Source organism: Pseudomonas sp. LBUM1662, from assembly GCF_059695915.1.
In genome coordinates this window covers 352,197-369,339 of record NZ_CP166793.1, presented here as the reverse complement: position 1 = coordinate 369,339, position 17,143 = coordinate 352,197, and the positions used below count along the sequence as shown (strand labels likewise).

15 protein-coding genes and 1 tRNA gene are annotated in these 17,143 nt (G+C 56.7%); 11 read left to right on the top strand and 5 right to left on the bottom strand.

Annotated features, from left to right (window positions below; genetic code table 11):
* Positions 1-22: 22 nt before the first annotated feature.
* The gene (gabP, locus tag ACA049_RS01650; RefSeq protein WP_497332631.1) at positions 23-1,414 is read right to left on the bottom strand and encodes a GABA permease; all 1,392 of its coding nucleotides are present in this window, start codon (positions 1,412-1,414) and stop codon (positions 23-25) included.
* Positions 1,415-1,967: 553 nt separating this feature from the next.
* Between gabP and ACA049_RS01645 the strand changes: the two genes are divergently transcribed.
* The 8 genes from ACA049_RS01645 to ACA049_RS01610 all read left to right on the top strand — a co-directional run bounded on the left by ACA049_RS01645 (position 1,968) and on the right by ACA049_RS01610 (position 8,751).
* Positions 1,968-2,741 carry an ABC transporter ATP-binding protein gene (locus ACA049_RS01645; protein ID WP_150735486.1) on the top strand — a complete coding sequence of 258 codons (774 nt, stop codon included), beginning with the start codon at positions 1,968-1,970 and terminating at the stop codon, positions 2,739-2,741.
* 13 nt (positions 2,742-2,754) lie between these two features.
* Positions 2,755-3,501, top strand: coding sequence for an ABC transporter substrate-binding protein (locus tag ACA049_RS01640; RefSeq protein ID WP_497332628.1), 747 nt, complete (start codon positions 2,755-2,757; stop codon positions 3,499-3,501).
* A gap of 78 nt (positions 3,502-3,579) precedes the next feature.
* Entirely contained in the window at positions 3,580-4,275 is a 696-nt protein-coding gene (locus tag ACA049_RS01635) for an ABC transporter permease (RefSeq protein ID WP_059406395.1), read from the top strand.
* On the top strand, positions 4,272-4,961 hold the full coding sequence (locus ACA049_RS01630; RefSeq protein WP_497332626.1) for an ABC transporter permease: 690 nt from the start codon (positions 4,272-4,274) through the stop codon (positions 4,959-4,961). Before ACA049_RS01635 ends, ACA049_RS01630 begins: the two co-directional genes overlap by 4 nt.
* Positions 4,942-6,171 carry a methyltransferase gene (locus ACA049_RS01625; protein WP_497332624.1) on the top strand — a complete coding sequence of 410 codons (1,230 nt, stop codon included), beginning with the start codon at positions 4,942-4,944 and terminating at the stop codon, positions 6,169-6,171. The genes ACA049_RS01630 and ACA049_RS01625 overlap by 20 nt, the downstream gene beginning before the upstream one ends.
* Before the next feature lie 343 nt (positions 6,172-6,514).
* Positions 6,515-7,339 (top strand): FkbM family methyltransferase, encoded by an 825-nt coding sequence (locus ACA049_RS01620; RefSeq protein WP_497332622.1) that lies wholly within the window; start codon positions 6,515-6,517, stop codon positions 7,337-7,339.
* 78 nt (positions 7,340-7,417) lie between these two features.
* Positions 7,418-7,493: transfer RNA gene (locus ACA049_RS01615), tRNA-Thr, on the top strand.
* 469 nt (positions 7,494-7,962) lie between these two features.
* On the top strand, positions 7,963-8,751 hold the full coding sequence (locus tag ACA049_RS01610; RefSeq protein ID WP_010457953.1) for a nucleotidyltransferase domain-containing protein: 789 nt from the start codon (positions 7,963-7,965) through the stop codon (positions 8,749-8,751).
* A 630-nt stretch (positions 8,752-9,381) separates the two neighbouring features.
* Here the strand turns inward: ACA049_RS01610 and ACA049_RS01605 are convergent.
* On the bottom strand, positions 9,382-13,389 hold the full coding sequence (locus ACA049_RS01605) for a LexA family protein (RefSeq protein WP_497332620.1): 4,008 nt from the start codon (positions 13,387-13,389) through the stop codon (positions 9,382-9,384).
* 235 nt (positions 13,390-13,624) lie between these two features.
* On the opposite strand from ACA049_RS01605, the gene ACA049_RS01600 reads away from it, so the two are divergent.
* A complete protein-coding gene (locus ACA049_RS01600; protein WP_497332618.1) occupies positions 13,625-13,792 on the top strand; it encodes a hypothetical protein in 168 nt (55 codons plus the stop codon).
* A 147-nt stretch (positions 13,793-13,939) separates the two neighbouring features.
* Here the strand turns inward: ACA049_RS01600 and ACA049_RS01595 are convergent, their stop codons facing one another.
* Positions 13,940-14,557: a recombinase family protein gene (locus tag ACA049_RS01595; protein ID WP_497332616.1), complete on the bottom strand. Its 618-nt coding sequence runs from the start codon at positions 14,555-14,557 to the stop codon at positions 13,940-13,942.
* 115 nt (positions 14,558-14,672) lie between these two features.
* Positions 14,673-14,891: a hypothetical protein gene (locus ACA049_RS01590; RefSeq protein WP_497332614.1), complete on the bottom strand. Its 219-nt coding sequence runs from the start codon at positions 14,889-14,891 to the stop codon at positions 14,673-14,675.
* A 257-nt stretch (positions 14,892-15,148) separates the two neighbouring features.
* On the opposite strand from ACA049_RS01590, the gene ACA049_RS01585 reads away from it, so the two are divergent.
* A complete protein-coding gene (locus ACA049_RS01585) occupies positions 15,149-15,403 on the top strand; it encodes a DUF1652 domain-containing protein (protein ID WP_497332612.1) in 255 nt (84 codons plus the stop codon).
* A 90-nt stretch (positions 15,404-15,493) separates the two neighbouring features.
* Here the strand turns inward: ACA049_RS01585 and ACA049_RS01580 are convergent, their stop codons facing one another.
* A complete protein-coding gene (locus ACA049_RS01580) occupies positions 15,494-15,910 on the bottom strand; it encodes a response regulator (RefSeq protein WP_497332610.1) in 417 nt (138 codons plus the stop codon).
* 555 nt (positions 15,911-16,465) lie between these two features.
* Between ACA049_RS01580 and ACA049_RS01575 the strand changes: the two genes are divergently transcribed.
* Entirely contained in the window at positions 16,466-16,669 is a 204-nt protein-coding gene (locus tag ACA049_RS01575; protein WP_497336750.1) for a hypothetical protein, read from the top strand.
* Positions 16,670-17,143 lie beyond the last annotated feature (474 nt).

The window sequence follows — 17,143 nt, the reverse complement described above, 5'->3', positions numbered from 1 at the left end:
CGCTTGTCTTGAATCAGGACACTCAGCGCGCTACTGCTGCGATCAGCTTTTCGTTGCGACGACGGCGCGCCACAAACAAGCCAGCAGCAACAACCAACAAGCTCAGCAGACCGGTCGCGAGGATCTCCACGCGATGGGCGTCCTGGAACAGCATGATGGTCAGGGCCGCGACGATGAAGATGATCACCGCATAGGTCAGGACCGGGAACAGCCACATGCTGAAGGCGATTTTTTCACCGCGAGCCATACGCTGTTTGCGCATACGCAGTTGCGAAATCGCGATCACCAGGTACACCAGCAGCGCGATGGCGCCGGAACTGGCCAACAGGAATTCGAACACCGCAGCCGGGGCCACATAGTTGGCGAACACAGCAAGGAAGGCTGCACCGGTGGACAACATGACAGCCCAGTACGGCGTGCCGCTTTTGTTGGTGCGCTGGGAAACGGCTGGTGCATCGCCGCGTTTGCCCAGGGAGAACATCATGCGCGATGCGGTGTAGAGCGCCGAGTTCAGGCAGCTGGTCACAGCAACCAACACCACGATATCGACGATCAACTTGGCATTCGGGATGCCCATACGCTCAAGCACGGTCTGGTACGAACCGACTGCGGCCAGTACCGGGTCATTCCATGGAACCAGGGCCACGACGATGAAGATCGACACAAGGTAGAACAAGCCGATCCGCCAGATCACCGAGTTGGTGGCCTTGGAGATTTGCTGGCCTGGGTTCTTCGATTCCGCGGCCGCGATGGTCACGATCTCGGTGCCCATGAAGGAAAACATGGTAGTCAGAATGGCGCCCAGTACCGCGCCCATGCCGTTTGGCAGGAAACCCTGGGTGTCGAACAGATGGGAAACGCCGCTGACCTGGCTGTTCGGCAGGAAGCCGAAGATCGCCATGATGCCGAGGCCGATGAAGCCGATGATCGCGATGACTTTGACCAGGGCGAACCAGAATTCGAACTCACCGTAGTTCTTCACGCTGAACAGGTTGGTCACTGTCAGCAGCAAAGTGATGACCAAAGTGAAGGCCCAGATCGCCACATTCGGGAACCAGGCATGCAGGATGGTCGCGGCGGCGTTGGCCTCCAGCGGAATCACCAACACCCAGAACCACCAGTACAACCAGCCGATGGTGAACCCGGCCCAATGACCGATCGCGCGATCGGCGTACGTCGAAAAGGAGCCGGTATCGGGCGACGCGACGGCCATCTCGCCGAGCATGCGCATGACCAGCACCACCAGGGCACCGGCGGCGGCGTAGGCCAACAGCACGGCTGGGCCTGCGGCGGCAATGGCGTGGCCGGAGCCGACGAACAGGCCGGCGCCGATAACCCCGGCGATCGACAACATGGTCACATGACGCGGTTTGAGCCCCTGTTCGAGGCCATTGGAGCTTGGGGTACTGCTCATTGAAACTACCTTTGTAAGGGAAAGCGATGTGCATCCATCCCGTCTGGCGTTCCTTCTCGTAAAAAGAAACCAACAGGGCGTTCCGGATTCTGCACGCAATAATTGCGCCAAAATGTTTCAAACTCCTCAAGCACGGGGCCTGTGGCGTGACCGGACAGTCATCGCAAGTCCTTGAGATTAATGGCAATTCGCCAGAGCGTTACCCTGCGACCCACTTTAGGAACGAGCCAGCGCACCGGAAACACACCCGAAAATGTGTCGACGCACAATAAAAGTGCAGATCAGGAACGTTTGGCCGGATAGCGCTTCCAACACCCCGTCAAAGCTGGCAACATCGCGCCCTTTTTTACGCGACACCCGCGGGGCAGCTGGTTCAAACGGCTGTTCGGTTGATAGCAGCGCGACAGTCTGCTGTACCGATGCGACAACCTGCCACACACCACCCGTTTACCGCCCGTAGCGCTGTTGGCTGCCATTCAGACGCTATGCTAGCTTGGCCGCCTCGCCAGGAAGGCCAACCAACAGCAGGAGCGAAACACTATGAGGAACGCACATGGCTGAGGCCACGCCCGCGCTTGAAATCCGCAACTTGCACAAACGCTACGGTTCGCTTGAGGTGCTCAAAGGCATCTCGCTGACCGCCCGCGACGGCGACGTGATCTCGATCCTGGGTTCTTCCGGTTCCGGCAAGTCCACGTTCCTGCGTTGCATCAACCTGCTGGAAAACCCGCACCAGGGCCAGATCCTGGTGGCCGGCGAAGAACTCAAGCTCAAAGCGGCGAAGAACGGCGAACTGGTCGCTGCCGACAGCAAGCAGATCAACCGCCTGCGCAGCGAGATTGGTTTTGTGTTTCAAAACTTTAATCTGTGGCCGCACATGAGCGTGCTCGACAACATCATCGAAGCCCCGCGCCGCGTGCTCGGCCAGAGCAAAGCCGAAGCCATCGAAGTCGCCGAAGCCTTGCTGGCCAAGGTCGGCATCGCTGACAAGCGCCACGCCTATCCGGCGCAACTGTCCGGCGGCCAGCAACAACGCGCGGCCATCGCCCGCACGCTGGCGATGCAGCCCAAGGTGATTCTGTTCGATGAACCCACCTCCGCCCTTGACCCGGAAATGGTCCAGGAAGTACTTAATGTCATCCGCGCATTGGCCGAGGAAGGCCGCACCATGCTGTTGGTCACCCATGAAATGGGCTTTGCCCGTCAGGTGTCCAGCGAGGTGGTGTTCCTCCACCAGGGCCTGGTAGAAGAGCAAGGATCGCCACAGCAGGTGTTCGAAAACCCGCTTTCGGCGCGCTGCAAACAATTCATGTCCAGCAACCGCTAACGGAGCTACCCGCATGCAGAACTACAAAAAAATCTTCCTGGCTGCCGCCGTCACCCTGGCCTTCAGCGCCGGTGCCGTCGCCGAAACCTTGAAGATGGGCATCGAAGCGGCCTACCCGCCGTTCAACAACAAAGATGCCAGTGGCAATGTCGTCGGCTTCGACAAAGAAATCGGCGACGCCCTGTGCGCCAAGATGAAAGTCGACTGCACCGTGGTCACGTCCGACTGGGACGGCATCATCCCGGCCCTGAACGCCAAGAAGTTCGACTTCCTGATCTCCTCGATGTCGATCACCGACGAGCGCAAGCAAGCGGTGGACTTCACCGACCCGTACTACTCGAACAAACTGCAGTTCATCGCGCCAAAAGACAAAGAGTTCAAAACCGACAAGGATTCCCTGCAGGGCAAAGTGATCGGCGCACAACGTGCGACCCTCGCCGGCACCTGGATGGAAGACAACATGCCCGGCGTTGAAGTCAAACTCTACGACACCCAGGAAAACGCCTACCTGGACCTGACTTCCGGCCGTCTGGACGGCATCCTGGCGGACAAGTACGTCAACTACGAGTGGCTGAAAAGCGACGCCGGTCGTTCGTATGAGTTCAAGGGCGACCCGGTGGAAGAAAGCGACAAGATCGGTATCGCTGTGCGTAAAGGCGACACCCTGCGCGCGAAGCTGAACCTTGCCTTGAAAGAAATCGTCGAGGACGGCACTTACAAGAAGATCAACGACAAGTACTTCCCGTTCAGCATCTATTGATTCTGACTTGCCTGGCCGGCGCCGTTCTCTGACGGCGCCAGTCCCTGGCATTGCCTGCTGCACATTGAAAAGAAATCCATGACTATCGATCTCTACGGATTCGGCCCGGCGCTCGCCGCTGGCGCGCTGATGACTGTGAAACTGGCACTCTCGGCCTTGTGCCTGGGGCTGGTGCTCGGTCTGCTCGGCGCCTTGGCCAAGACTTCCCCGTACAAGCCGCTGCAATGGCTTGGCGGCACGTATTCGACCCTGGTGCGCGGCATCCCGGAATTGCTCTGGGTGCTGTTGATCTACTTCGGCACCGTCAACCTGATGCGTGCACTGGGTGAGTTTTTCGGCAATCCCGACCTCGAACTCAATGCCTTCGCCGCCGGCGTGATTGCGCTGGGGCTGTGCTTTGGCGCCTACGCCACGGAAGTGTTTCGTGGTGCGATCCTGGCGATTCCCAAAGGTCACCGTGAAGCGGGCGTGGCGCTGGGCTTGTCGAAGTTTCGCATCTTCACCCGGTTGATCATGCCGCAGATGTGGCGCATTGCCCTGCCCGGCCTGGGCAACCTGTTCATGATCCTGATGAAGGACACCGCGCTGGTGTCGGTGATCGGCCTGGAAGAAATCATGCGTCACGCGCAAATCGGCGTGACCGTGTCGAAACAGCCGTTCACCTTCTATATGGTGGCCGCGTTCATGTACCTGGGCCTGACCATTCTGGCCATGACCGGCATGCACTTTATGGAAAAACGCGCCGCTCGCGGCTTCGCGAGGAGCACCCAATGAACTGGGAAGTCATCATCAAGTGGCTGCCGAAACTGGCCCAAGGCGCAACACTGACCCTGGAACTGGTGGCCATCGCCGTCATCGCCGGGTTGCTGCTGGCTATTCCACTGGGCATCGCTCGCTCATCGCGCCTGTGGTGGGTGCGGGCATTTCCCTACGGCTACATCTTCTTTTTCCGTGGCACGCCGTTGCTGGTTCAGCTGTTCCTGGTCTACTACGGACTGGCGCAGTTCGACGCGATTCGTAACAGCGCGATGTGGCCGTACCTGCGCGATCCGTTCTGGTGTGCGACGGCAACCATGACACTGCACACGGCGGCCTACATCGCCGAGATCCTGCGCGGCGCGATTCAAGCGATTCCGCCGGGCGAGATCGAAGCGGCACGCGCCTTGGGCATGTCCAAGGCCAAAGCGCTGTTCTACATCATCCTGCCCCGTGCCGCGCGCATCGGCCTGCCCGCCTACAGCAACGAAGTGATCCTGATGCTCAAGGCCAGCGCACTGGCCAGCACCGTGACCCTGCTCGAACTGACCGGCATGGCCCGCACCATCATTGCCCGGACCTACCTGCCGGTGGAGATCTTCTTCGCTGCGGGCATGTTCTACCTGCTGATGGCTTACGTGCTGGTGCGCGGCTTCAAGCTGCTGGAGCGCTGGCTGCGCGTCGATGCCTGCCAAGGGCGTTGATTCCCCCGTGCTGACGGGCGAGGCCTTGCTCGCCCGTTTCACGGCGCTGGATGCTTTTCTGATAGAGCATCAGGCGCTGTGGAAGCCTCGTCCGTTTACTCATCTGCAGCTTCCTTGGGAAGCGTCCTACCCGGAACTGGCGAATTGGCTACGCGGACGGTCGCTGGAGGATGCAGAAATCAGTCATAACCAACCTGGTTTGCTGGATGCGCCGGAGCCGTTTGCTTCGTTGGCGGTGCGGTCCCTTGAGTTGGGTTCGGTGGGTGAGATGCCGGCGCATGTGTTGGAGGCGGCCGGGCATCGATTGAATGTCGATGTGCCCGGGCGCAAGTGGCAGCAGATTGAAGCGTTCGCCAGTCGCTTGTCGTTTGATTCGTCGCCGAAGCATTGGCTTGACTGGTGTTCGGGCAAAGGCCACTTGGGTCGGCGTTTGCTGCAACCCGGGCAACAACTGACGTGTCTGGAATACGACCCGGCGCTGGTGACCAGTGGTCAGGCACTCAGCCAGCGTCATCACATGCATGCGTTGCATGTCGAACAGGATGTGCTCGCGCTGGATGCTGTGGCTATGTTGAATGCCGATCACACGCCAGTAGCGCTGCACGCCTGCGGTGACCTGCATGTTCGATTGATGCAGCTCGCCACTGCGGCAGGCTGCAAACAACTGGCCATCGCGCCCTGCTGCTATAACCGGATCAGTCTTACGGCTTACCAGCCACTTTCCCCGGCCGGTTTGCGATCCGACCTGCAACTTTCCCTCGACGATCTCTCGCTGCCGATAAGCGAAACCGTCACCGCCGGTGCTCGCGTCCGACGCCAGCGCGACACCTCCATGGCCCGGCGCCTGGGTTTCGACTTGCTGCAACGGCAACTGCGCGGCGTTGACGACTACCTGCCAACCCCTTCCCTGCCCAGCGCCTGGCTGGAAAAATCCTTCGCCGACTACTGCCATCATTTGGCCGCGTTGAAAGAGTTATCCACAATCGGTCCGCAAGATTGGTCAGCACTCGAAGCCGCCGGCTGGCAACGACTCGCCGAAGTACGCAATCTGGAGTTGCTGCGCGGCCTTTTCCGACGCCCGCTGGAGCTTTGGCTGGTACTTGATCGGGCACTTTTCCTCGCCGATCAGGGTTACACCGTTCGCCTCGGCACCTTCTGCGAAACCGCGCTTACGCCGCGCAATTTCCTGCTCTTGGCGGAACGTCCTTAAAAAGCCACAGCCTGTGGATAACTCTGTTGATGAAATTATCGTGGATCCAATATAAGCGCCTGTTTCAGGGGTGAAACGCTACTGTTCAATTTTCGTACACCTGATAAAAAACCGAGAAAAACAGGCATTTGCGCTCAAATGAGAACGGGTCCGCAAAAATGTCATGAGCGTCACTTCCGAGTGCGCCCGTTGTGCATAAGCATCCGACGAAAAGGACATAACCGCCGAAACCCGGTCGCACTCGGCGGAAAATTGCACGTCACCGCCACCCTTGTTATACAGGCACACAAGAGCGCCAAAGTGCGCCCACGAACAAGAAATCTCTGACAGACAGGAAGCCACAGTGACGTTCATTTCTTACGCACAGAATTTCGAAGACATACGCCTGTGGCGCGCCCTCAAAACCGTTGAAGATGGCTTCTACATCGACGTCGGCGCCAATCACCCCACCCACGACTCCGTGACCAAAGCTTTCTATGACCGTGGCTGGACCGGCATCAACGTCGAACCGATGCCCAATTACTACGACGCCCTGTGCCAGGAGCGCCCAAACGACACCAACCTGCAATGCGTGGCCGGCGAAAGCGCCGCCGACCTGACCTTCTACGGCATCGCCGGCACCGGCCTCTCCACTCTCGACCCAGCCATGGCGCAAATGCACAAAGACGCCGGCATGGACGTGCGTACCCAGACCGTCAAATCCCGCACCCTGACCTCCATCTGCGAAGAACACGCCCAGGGCCGCGCGATCCACTTTCTGAAAATCGACGTAGAAGGCCACGAAGAAACCGTCCTGCGCGGCATGGACTTCACCCAGTGGCGGCCGTGGGTCATCCTCATCGAAACCCCATGGGAACGCGACCAGGCCTGGGAAACCCTCGTCACCGACGCCGGCTACCACTCCATCCTGTTCGACGGCATCAACACCTACTACCTCGCCGAAGAACACCTGAACCTCAAACCCGCCTTCGACATCCCGCCGTGCAACCTGGACGAGTTCCAGTTCTGCAAAGGCCACAACTTCAGCCACCCCGTCAGCGACGCCGAACACCAGCTCGCCGCCGCCCTGCAACGCGCCGAACAGGCCGAAGCGCAGCTGCGCGCAATGCAAAACAGCCGCACCTGGAAAGCCCTTCAGAAACTCAAGAAAACCCTGCTTCGCGCCTGACTTGAAGGCTGAGTAAAAATAGTCTGAATTCAGGGGTTTACAGAACCAACCCAATCGCTATAATCGTCGCCCTAACACGCCGGTATAGCTCAGTTGGTAGAGCAACTGACTTGTAATCAGTAGGTCCCGGGTTCGACTCCTGGTGCCGGCACCATATAGATCAACAACTTAGGCTCACCGAAAGGTGGGCCTTTTTTGTTTCTGGGGTTTGATACCCAATTTGGTCACAGCTTTGGTCACAGCTTCTCTGTTTATTGGAGCTGGCGGCATATACTTTTTGGCCGGCACCTGGCTTCACTGCTGGTTTGGCTCCCGCGCTTGTTTTATGCCAAAAGGACTCCTCACGTTCGGCAGAGTGTCGACGACAATGCGCGGCGCCCTGGAAGCCATCGACAAGAATGAGGAATTCATCAGGATGACGCTCGCGGTGATGATGGCGCCGGATTGAATGCAATCGGCCATTTGCATTTGACTTGACTAGCGCTCTTCATGGTCCTAACCGGCAAAGAACGACCCAAAGCTGCCTGTCGCGACCGGCGGAAATCGGCCAGAAGCGGACGCTGGACAGTCCACCGCGGGATGAGTAGCGTGCACTCGAAACATCGTCTAATTAGAGTTGGCTCATGGTTTCTATCGTTGTTCAAGAAGAGGTTCGAGACCGGCTACGTCGTGCTGAGAACGAGCATGACGTGAAAGTTCTTTTAGCTATTGAGTCTGGCAGTCGTGCCTGGGGATTTGCCTCTCCCAACAGCGACTACGACGCACGCTTCATCTACGTAAATAAACCCGAGTGGTATCTCTCTGTCGGCCTCGAGGAGCAACGCGACGTCATCGAGTATCCGATCATTGACGACATGGATATCAATGGCTGGGATCTACGTAAGGCACTCAGGCTATTTTGGAAGTCCAATCCAGGCTTTGTGGAGTGGATACAGTCGACCATCATTTACGAGCATGCTGGCTGTTTCCACGAGCGGGCAAAGGAGTTATTGCCGCAGGTGTATTCGGTGGAGAGTGGCATCTACCACTATCGCAGCATGGCCAAAACCAACTATAGGGGATATTTGCAGGCCCCTCAGGTACCGCTGAAAAAATACTTCTACGTTCTGCGCCCGCTGTTATCGGTGCGGTGGCTTGAGCAGTTTGGTACACCTGCCCCCATAGAGTTTGAGAAGCTGCGCGGTGTCATCGAGCGAGAGTCCGGGCTCCAGCAGGCCATTGATGAATTGCTTGCGATCAAGCGCGCGTCTCCGGAGATGGGGTTATCACCTCAGATCACTCCCATTCAACAATTCATTGAGCGTGAACTGAATCGACTTGAGTCCATTAAGCCGATACGCACCGAGCGCAAAGACGTTGAGCCATTACTTTCGGAACTGTTCCGAACTGTACTCAAAGAAACTTGGGGATGAGGTGCCCAATGGAATAAAGCGTTTGAAAGGCCGATGACGGATCGTCAAAGCAATGCGCACGCGTTCACTTTGACCGTCCGCTTTGGGTCGATAACTGCCCTTCACAAGGGGCAGCTATGTGGCGCTTGTTTCTATCAGAAAGAAATCATTCCGGTGTCATGAGCACCGCAAGCGTCATCGAGATGAACTCCTCATTTTTGCTGATCGTTTCCAGCGCTCCACGCACGTTGCTTCCAACCTCGCCCGATTCACACTGCTCAATCCAAAGCGTAATGACAGCACCCGTCCTCCTAAGGGGAAGGTTGGCAGTTCGAACCTGCCCTGGGACACCATATAATTCGGGCCTCTCAAAGCTTTTCCCTGACAGATCAGTTTGGCTGTGACAGCAGGGTGGCAGCGACAGGAACAAAGGAGCCCCGCCGGGCTATGCTCAGGCGGGGCTTTTTTTTAACAAGCCTTGGGACCTTGGTGCGGATCAACTCGGCTCCTCCAATCCCAGTTTGGGTCGGTTGATAGGCGCGTTTGCATGAGAGGTTTCGCAAAGAGATTGGTAGGTATCTAAGAAACCCGGGGCTATTCAATGTGGCGATCCAGTACTTATAACGGGCACTTGAGTGATAGCTCGATCTATTACTCGAACCGTTCGTCTCGGGTCCTATGTTCTTCTAGCTCACGCCGAGCCTCACGATCTATGTTTTTGGTGATCTGACTCCGCCAGAGCGTAATCTGAGCAGCATGCTCTGGCCCGAGCGCGAGCGCCAAGTCATCCAGCAAGGGCAAACGTTGCTTGATCGCCTCGGCCCGTGATCCGGTCCAGCTCATCGGTTCTATCAACGCCACGAGGGATTCGGCCACGCAGATTGGTTTCGGTGCCCGGGTGAGGAGGGTGAGGGTATTTTCCGACCACTTCAGTCGTGCTCCGTCCTCACTGGATGCAAATGCCGGAAGAAGTGTTGCGACAGAGGTCCAGCGCTCTGGACCGCCTTCTATGCACCATGAGATCAATGTCTCGATTGGCACACTTGAAAGCGCACTTGAGCGAACTCCCCCGGCAAGTGCACGACGCCGTAAATACGCGCTCCCTTCATCAGCATCGTCAGTCACCAATATATCCAGCGCTACTTTGGGATGAGCACTGAAGAGTGCCGCGAGCGTTTCCGTCAGGTCGAACTTGTGCAGACTGTAGTTATCGAGCCCATTGCGCACCGTCGTTAATAAGTCGCGTGCCACCGCTTCGCCGTCGCTTCCCTTCAGGAAATACATAATCAGACTGCCGAGCGCATGGTCCATGCGTTGGTTGTGCCGGGTGAGGGGGACGCTTGCTAACAGCGAACGTGCCAATTGCCTGACTCGTGTACCTACAGGGTTAGGGTTGTTGTATATGTGCATGAATAGCACATCGAGCGCGATCTCAAGCCCGTCCGGCTTAATGCTCAGTCGCTGAAGTAACTGGGCTAGCGTGTCGTCGGAAAGCTTCTCCGTGGCCCGGCCTAAGCTCAGATGCTGGAAAACCCATGCGGGTACATTTGGGTTGTTCATTGAGATAAGCAGGCGTGCGCAACCGCGGTCGTCCAGAGGTGCGCTTAACTGAAGTACTGGCACCCACTTAATAAGCGAGACGCGTTCCATGGAAGTGTCGAGGAGGCGTTCGAAGGCAGCTTGCTCGCGGTGGAAAGCACCACTCAGGAAACCACGTAGGACCTGAACACTTCTTTGCTCCTCGGGTATGGACTCGAAGGCCAAGATCAGTGCGGACCAACACACATCAATGGAGTCCGCTCCAGTCGCGAGACCTTCGCCAAACATCCACAGCCGTCCCTGCACGTTGCTTACAACCAATGGTAATACTTCAGCAAGCACACGTGCATCGCCGGCCACTTGCTTGCCGAGATCACACGCGAGCTGATCAGCGCGCTCGTAGCCGGTTGACGCCGACTCACCATCTGCGTAGTCCACGCCGCTGCTATAGCCACTAAGTACGATCGCCTTGACGCGCCCCACGAGAGTTTTTGGTTTTGCACGTTCTTCTAGGCTGCGGAGCCTAGTCATATTTGCCGATGGCAATTCTTTTCCTTCGAACCGAATTGTCTGCCGAATGGCTAGCCAGCCCTTCTCCCATCCAGCGTTGAGCAGCGAGATAGCGGCCGCCTCAAGCGCATCGGCTACCCCGGCGATTGTCCAAAGGGAACGGAAATGCTCAGCCAGCAAGTCGCGCACTGAACTCGCTACCTGAGTGGTGCCTTGTCCGGCGTCAGCAGCCAGGGTGACGAAGCTGGCGAACCAGGCCTGAGCTTCCGGTCCCCGGGGGGACCAGCCGTAATCGCGGGGGCGTGCGCCAAACTCGAAGCCGTAGTGCGAGGAGAAGTGGCCGCACTCCAATGCAGCGTTTAGGCACTTCCTGCCAATGGATTCGATTTCGTGATTTGGCGACTTGAGCGCCCCCTTCACCCAGCTCACGCGTTGCTCGGTTGTGGCGTGTGTGCCTGAAAGGTACAGGTGAAAAAGCGATGCAGTGACATCGCGTGTTGTGTCCGCCCGGTTGTCTGGAGCTTCTGCTAGCGCGAATGCTATGAGCACCTCAATGCATCGCTCAAAAAACCTGGGCTCGTATGCGATCAAGCGAATGAGTCGGGCCAAGCCCGCACGAGCTGTGTTATCGGTACTGAGCACCTTCGCACGATCCGGACCTTGCACCGCACGTTCGATAGCCTCCAGTGTCGCTTCGGGTGCAACTGGTGCCACGTTGACCAGCACGTCTACTAGGAGTGGCGTGAGCCCACTAACGTCACCGAGCAATTCGCCTGCTGACAGCCACTTGCACACGATGGTGACGGCCCTAGGAGAGTCGTGCAAGTATCCCAAACGCCGAGAAAAAGAGCGCAGTAGCCGGTCATGCCCTTGGACCAAGTGATGTTCAATGAGCGAATAGGGGATCGAGTCCAAAGCCCGTGCCGCCAACGTGTTGGCAACGGCGTGGGGCAGCACAGCACGCCATACACCCCGGCGTTGAGCCAAGCCGCGGTTCTCAAGATTTGCCACATGGCGGTAGAGCACTGTAACCGATTCGTCAGCCAGTTTAGCCAGCCGTGCTAACTCGCCATCTAGCTCCTCTCCGTCAAACGAATACACCAGTGCGCATACCTGCGCCGCAACCATGAGCTCGTGCTGTACCTCTTTGCCCAACCAGAACAGGCGGTCAAATAACTCTCTGTCGTTGAGCCCGGCCAATGATTCGTTCCGGTCCATGGTGTTGGCCAGCGCGATGGCTACACGGGAGTTACCGTCGGCGAACTTCGTAATCGTTGCGACGTTAACCTGCGAGATGTGGGGGAACTGCTGCCCGATGACGCTCTCGATGAGGTCAGGGGACCCAGTTTCCAAATGAAACACGTTCGTTTCATTCGGAAGATCTTCCCGAATGTCGTATTCAATCGTGAGCAGACTCACCAAGCTGGAGCTCTTGCAGCGGGACGTGAGCTGGTTATGAAGCTGTGATGCGCAGTTGTCGACGATCAGTATGGCCCGGCGCCCCGAAGCGAGTAGCTCATCTAACACCGCAGGAGGTGGTGGGTTCGGGCTGTGAGATGTATCAGTGTAGACGGCAAGGTCGGCGGAGAGAGGCTCTGGTGCGGCATCTGCTTCAAACAACGCTTGGGCAAACCGAGTCTTACCCACACCAGACAGACCTGTAAGGCGGACCGATCTGCCACCGGTGCGTAGGACGTTCCGCACGTGGCTCAGTCCTTCCGCGAGTGGAAATTTGCGCTCCAGTTCGTGCGGGTCCGCAAGCCGGTGCTTTTCGTCAGGAAGGAAGGGCTGAGGCTTGCCGCCGCGAGTATCGGCCCATTGCCCATATGGCTGCCAACCTTGCAAGGGGCGGCCCAAGCGGCTTCTCGCCCACGCGACCACACCTGGATGCTGGTTCGTCCAGTCGGCTAGTCGGCGGGCATCGTAGTAGTCAAAATCTGCTTGCTCGTGGCCGGTTTCCATCGTGACGGCAGCCTTCATGGCGGCAGTTCGCTTTCTATATTCCTCGTCTGCTGCGGAATCGGATGTGGCGATAATGTATGAGCCCTTGGCTCGGATTAGGTCCTGGATCGACGGTCTTAAAAGTCCGTTCGGGCACATCTCGCGCTGAATATCCCCAAGCCCCATTCTGGTTGCCTTAACTTGGAAGCCGGTCGCCGCGCGTGGGAACCGGGGAGTGGGTGGGGTTCCCGTCGGCAGTTGTACCCTTACGTCGATACCTCCATCCGGAGCTCGTTGATCGCCACCCCACGTGATCGGGGTGGGCGGTAAGCCCACTTCGGCCAGCCCAGCAATGCATAGGCGTGCTACCAGCTCTCGCAGATCGCCGTCGTTCAGGTCCACGATATCGTGGATCGAGACCTCGAAAAGAAGAGTGGCCCCAGGTGAGGCTGCCTTTCGCTGCTTAGGGCGGGCGCTTCGGGCTTTGCCCGGGGTGACTTCAAGTTCGCCGCTGGCCTCAAGTGCCTTTACATGCTTCTGCGCGGCGCTGCGGGATTTCAGGCCGCAAGCAGCTGCAATTTCATCCAAACTTGGGGACTGCCCATCAGCCGCTGCGTGCGAACGGATGAAGTTGAGAATCTGGCGGCGTCGGAGAGATGTTGTGCTCATAGAGAACAAATGTAGCCTAGTAAGAGAACGGATGGTCTCCATCTGTCGGATAAGTGCCCGCCCTGTGTTTACAGCTTCCCAGCGGGCCTAGTTGCTCCTTTGGTGTCAGTTCCACGTCTACGTCTACGTCAAGGCCAAGTCTGAAAACCTCGGGGAGGCGGTCAAGCCGTACGTTTTGACTGCATGAGCAGCGCCACCGAAGTCGAAAACATCAACGTTTATGAGGTTGCCCCTGATGACCCACAACCTACTGAAACGGCAGATCTTGCAAATGTTGACTGACGCCAACCCGGCGCAAGTCAAACGTATGACGCGGGCTCATACGCTGGAGCCTTTGCTGACCAGCCTGATGGCGGACTACGTTCAGGGCGAGGACAGCGCAAGGCACGCAGCGATCAAATAGCACGTCCTAAAACCGGACCTGCAGGAACTGAACTACCAATTCCTGACGATCCCGCGCGAAGCCCTGCAACAGGTGCAAGAAAGGATCAACGCAACTACCGGGTTCAGCCCGAAGAGCTGAAGTGTGCCGGCTCCTGGGAAAGTGCTTTCAGGCGTTGGCCAAGTCCCTGATCCTGAGAACTGTGGTGGTCGAGCAGTTGGCGTGCCTGGCTGTTGCGCGGATGCCAAGGCCTGCACCGAGCAGTTCCGTAACGCGTTTGTGCAAGTCTTCATCAATCGGTCGGCCCTGATACTTACCGGCAGCTTTGGCCTTCTCGATACCCTGGGCCTGACGCTCACGGCGTTGCTCGTAATCTTTGCGTGCAATGGCGGCCATCATTTCCACTAGCATCGAGTTGATCGCGCCAAGCATTCGCCCCGTGAACTCGTCGCCCTTCGTGTCTTGCATTCCTTGGTGACTGGTCGGCAGATCGAGCGCGACGATGCGCAGGCCCTTGGAATCAATCGTGGCCTTGAGCTTCTGCCAGTCCTCCACCGGCAAGCGGGAGAGCCGGTCTATCGACTCCACCAGCAGCACGTCACCCTTGCGCGCATCTTTGAGCAGACGCAGCAACTCGGGCCGGTCTGCGGAGGCGCCGCTGGCATTCTCCAGATACACGCTCGCGATGGCCTTTTTATGGTCGCTGGCGAACTGTTCAAGTGAGGCTTGGGCTCGGCTGGCGTCTTGCTCTTCGGTTGATGCTCGGAGATATGCGCGGATGAACATGATGTGCCTCACGTATCAGTTAGGGTGTTCTACTAATACTGTTACACTATGGGTGTCACTTATCAAGCGGAAAGGGTAAATAAATTTGAATATGCCCGTATCAGCTAAGGCATACCTATAACTGCCGTAGTCGCATAATGGCGTCCGTGATGACTAGAGCATTCGCGTCTAGCGTTTCCATAGCCGCAATTGCGTTTGCAGCGACACTCCCTACTCCATTCTCGGAGAGCCACTTGGTCACCTCTTCAATGGCCGCACATATGGCGTGCTGGTTATGCAGGAGCAGTGTGAGAGCGTCCGCTGTGGCTATCTTGGCTTCAGAGTTATCTGACATGGGTATCGTCCTTGAGCATCTGGTGCGGGAAGACTAGCTGAACTCACCTCTGGCTGGAGCGACTTATCCAAATCCGCTGACACCTGGGTAACTGCACTGACTTGCCCGTACCCTTAGCTAACATGACCGGCAGTGAACGACCCGTAGCGGTCATCCGGGAGAGATGCAACGAAATGTAATGCAGCCTCCCGCATTGAAGATCAGTAGCTAAAATTAATACGCTAGATCCCATTCACCTGACCCTATGGACGCAAGTCATGATCTCTACACTTGAGCTTCGCCACATTATTGAATGTGGATTCCAGCCTCTCTCTTGCACCTGCTCAGTCAATCCAGATGGATCATTGATGATCAAGGTGTTCGATTCGACTTCTGGACGGGTCGATCTCCTGGTCACTGCGGTCACGACCAGCGAATTGACGTCAAGCCGAGACATTGCAAATTTGATTGGTGAGCTTCGCTCTGAAATGGCAGCGCACCAAGTTATGGGCACGGTGGTGTTAGCGAGATAGCGATCCGGATCATAAAAATGGCGCTGCCGAAGAGATCGATAATTAGCGCTGACGCGGTGTAAGAGAATTCAGGAAGGGGCAGCGCCAGGCCTATTTTTGCGTTTTCTGGATAGGGAAACCCGGCTGGAGCAGGGATGCTATCGCAACGATCAGATCATCCAGAGACCAGGGCTTGTGTAAGTAGATGGTAGAAGGCGGGACTGATGCAGGATCTATCAGATATCCTGAGGTCAGAATCGCCGCAATGGAAGGCCATTTTCCTCTGACCATTTCAATGAATTCTGTACCTTGAATTTGTCCAGGGACGCCATGATCGGCAATCACTAGCCTGCATCCGCCATGCGACTGCAAAAGATAGGTCAACGCATCATCAGCGGTTTCAAATGCTGATGCCTTAGCGCCTACCTCCTCGACGATATCCACCATCAGTTCACGGAGCGTCGGATCGTCTTCGACAACGATGATGTCGCCCCGAATCGGTAACAGGCCTTCCCAGTTAACGTACACTTTTTCACCTTTTAAGAAGCAAAAGACGTCCACACGTCCCAAACCAGCTTCAGTGTAACCAAAGTTTCAGGATTATCCGCCTGCCGAAGGACGGTTGCGAGCTGTCCTGCCGAGAAGGTTATTGCAGCCGGCTCTCCCGCGCTCGATGAGGACTCAATCGACTTCATTTCTGCCTTTCGCCGGCGACTGCAATTGGCCGCTTTCTGCCCGTCACCAAGGGCTGAAACCAGCCAGTCGCAGCCCTTCATTTCATACATTCAAGAGACTTCAAGCCAAACCCTGTAGCTGCTCCCATAACGAGCACTGTTATTATTTTCTCCTAGATGGTGATATTTAAAAGGAGTCCGAACGAGGGGCGCGTTTCGTCAGCACATGACTTATTTGTCTTTAATAAAGGAACACACGCTCAATAATCTAATCATTCCCGGACGAGTGGTTACGGGGTACGTCTCACGAGAAACTCTGAATCATTCGTCAATATCACCCTCTATCTTTGATTCTCGGAGAAATTAGGGAGTAATTTTGAGCTACCTGGATTGGGTTCAATGGCCTGCGATGCTGGTAACCGTGGTTGCAGCGTGGCTTATCGGGTCCCAACGACCCGCAAGACGGATGACAGGGTTCGTATGCTTCAGTTTGAGCAATATGCTGTGGGTGATTTGGGGGGTGTACGTAGAGGCCTATGCCCTCATCGTTTTGCAGATTTGCCTTTTCCTAATGAACCTTCGCGGGTTCAAGAAGAACCTCGATGTAAACTAGGTTTATCCTTCAAAATCAGGCGCCAAGAAGCTCGATAGCCGTTAAGATTCTTCTTGGCCACGGGCGTTTATGCCCAGAAGTACGCACTCGAGCAGAATCAATCTATAGGCGTTCGCATGACGTCCACAGGTTACCCTCAAAGCATTGCTCACGGTGGATCCCCAGAAAGCGATCATCCGCCTACGTAGCTGTTGAGAACCAATGATCCAGGCTGAAATCACTATCACGATCTTCGCGTGCCATTGCTAAGATCAATGTATTCCAAGCCCAATTCTCCCGGTGCCACCGTTCATTCAAGGAGGAACGTCAGCACTAGCTCGGCAGTAAAGTGGTTGATCACAATGCCGCACCTACAGACGTCAGATAGCATAAGGCTTGATCCGGCGGGTCGCATGACCGCATTAATTTCGCTTAATAACGCAGACGCGAACTCTCCGAATTAAAGGCTATGGGAGTTCGGTAGCGATGACTCAT

What these genes read in the sequence shown, in the direction of transcription:
- gabP (WP_497332631.1), bottom strand. Translation starts at nt 1,414, where the DNA reads ATGAGCAGTACCCCAAGCTCCAATGGCCTCGAACAGGGGCTCAAACCG.
- ACA049_RS01645 (WP_150735486.1), top strand. Translation starts at nt 1,968, where the DNA reads ATGGCTGAGGCCACGCCCGCGCTTGAAATCCGCAACTTGCACAAACGC.
- ACA049_RS01640 (WP_497332628.1), top strand. Translation starts at nt 2,755, where the DNA reads ATGCAGAACTACAAAAAAATCTTCCTGGCTGCCGCCGTCACCCTGGCC.
- ACA049_RS01635 (WP_059406395.1), top strand. Translation starts at nt 3,580, where the DNA reads ATGACTATCGATCTCTACGGATTCGGCCCGGCGCTCGCCGCTGGCGCG.
- ACA049_RS01630 (WP_497332626.1), top strand. Translation starts at nt 4,272, where the DNA reads ATGAACTGGGAAGTCATCATCAAGTGGCTGCCGAAACTGGCCCAAGGC.
- ACA049_RS01625 (WP_497332624.1), top strand. Translation starts at nt 4,942, where the DNA reads ATGCCTGCCAAGGGCGTTGATTCCCCCGTGCTGACGGGCGAGGCCTTG.
- ACA049_RS01610 (WP_010457953.1), top strand. Translation starts at nt 7,963, where the DNA reads ATGGTTTCTATCGTTGTTCAAGAAGAGGTTCGAGACCGGCTACGTCGT.
- ACA049_RS01605 (WP_497332620.1), bottom strand. Translation starts at nt 13,389, where the DNA reads ATGAGCACAACATCTCTCCGACGCCGCCAGATTCTCAACTTCATCCGT.
- ACA049_RS01600 (WP_497332618.1), top strand. Translation starts at nt 13,625, where the DNA reads ATGACCCACAACCTACTGAAACGGCAGATCTTGCAAATGTTGACTGAC.
- ACA049_RS01595 (WP_497332616.1), bottom strand. Translation starts at nt 14,557, where the DNA reads ATGTTCATCCGCGCATATCTCCGAGCATCAACCGAAGAGCAAGACGCC.
- ACA049_RS01590 (WP_497332614.1), bottom strand. Translation starts at nt 14,891, where the DNA reads ATGTCAGATAACTCTGAAGCCAAGATAGCCACAGCGGACGCTCTCACA.
- ACA049_RS01585 (WP_497332612.1), top strand. Translation starts at nt 15,149, where the DNA reads ATGATCTCTACACTTGAGCTTCGCCACATTATTGAATGTGGATTCCAG.
- ACA049_RS01575 (WP_497336750.1), top strand. Translation starts at nt 16,466, where the DNA reads ATGCTGGTAACCGTGGTTGCAGCGTGGCTTATCGGGTCCCAACGACCC.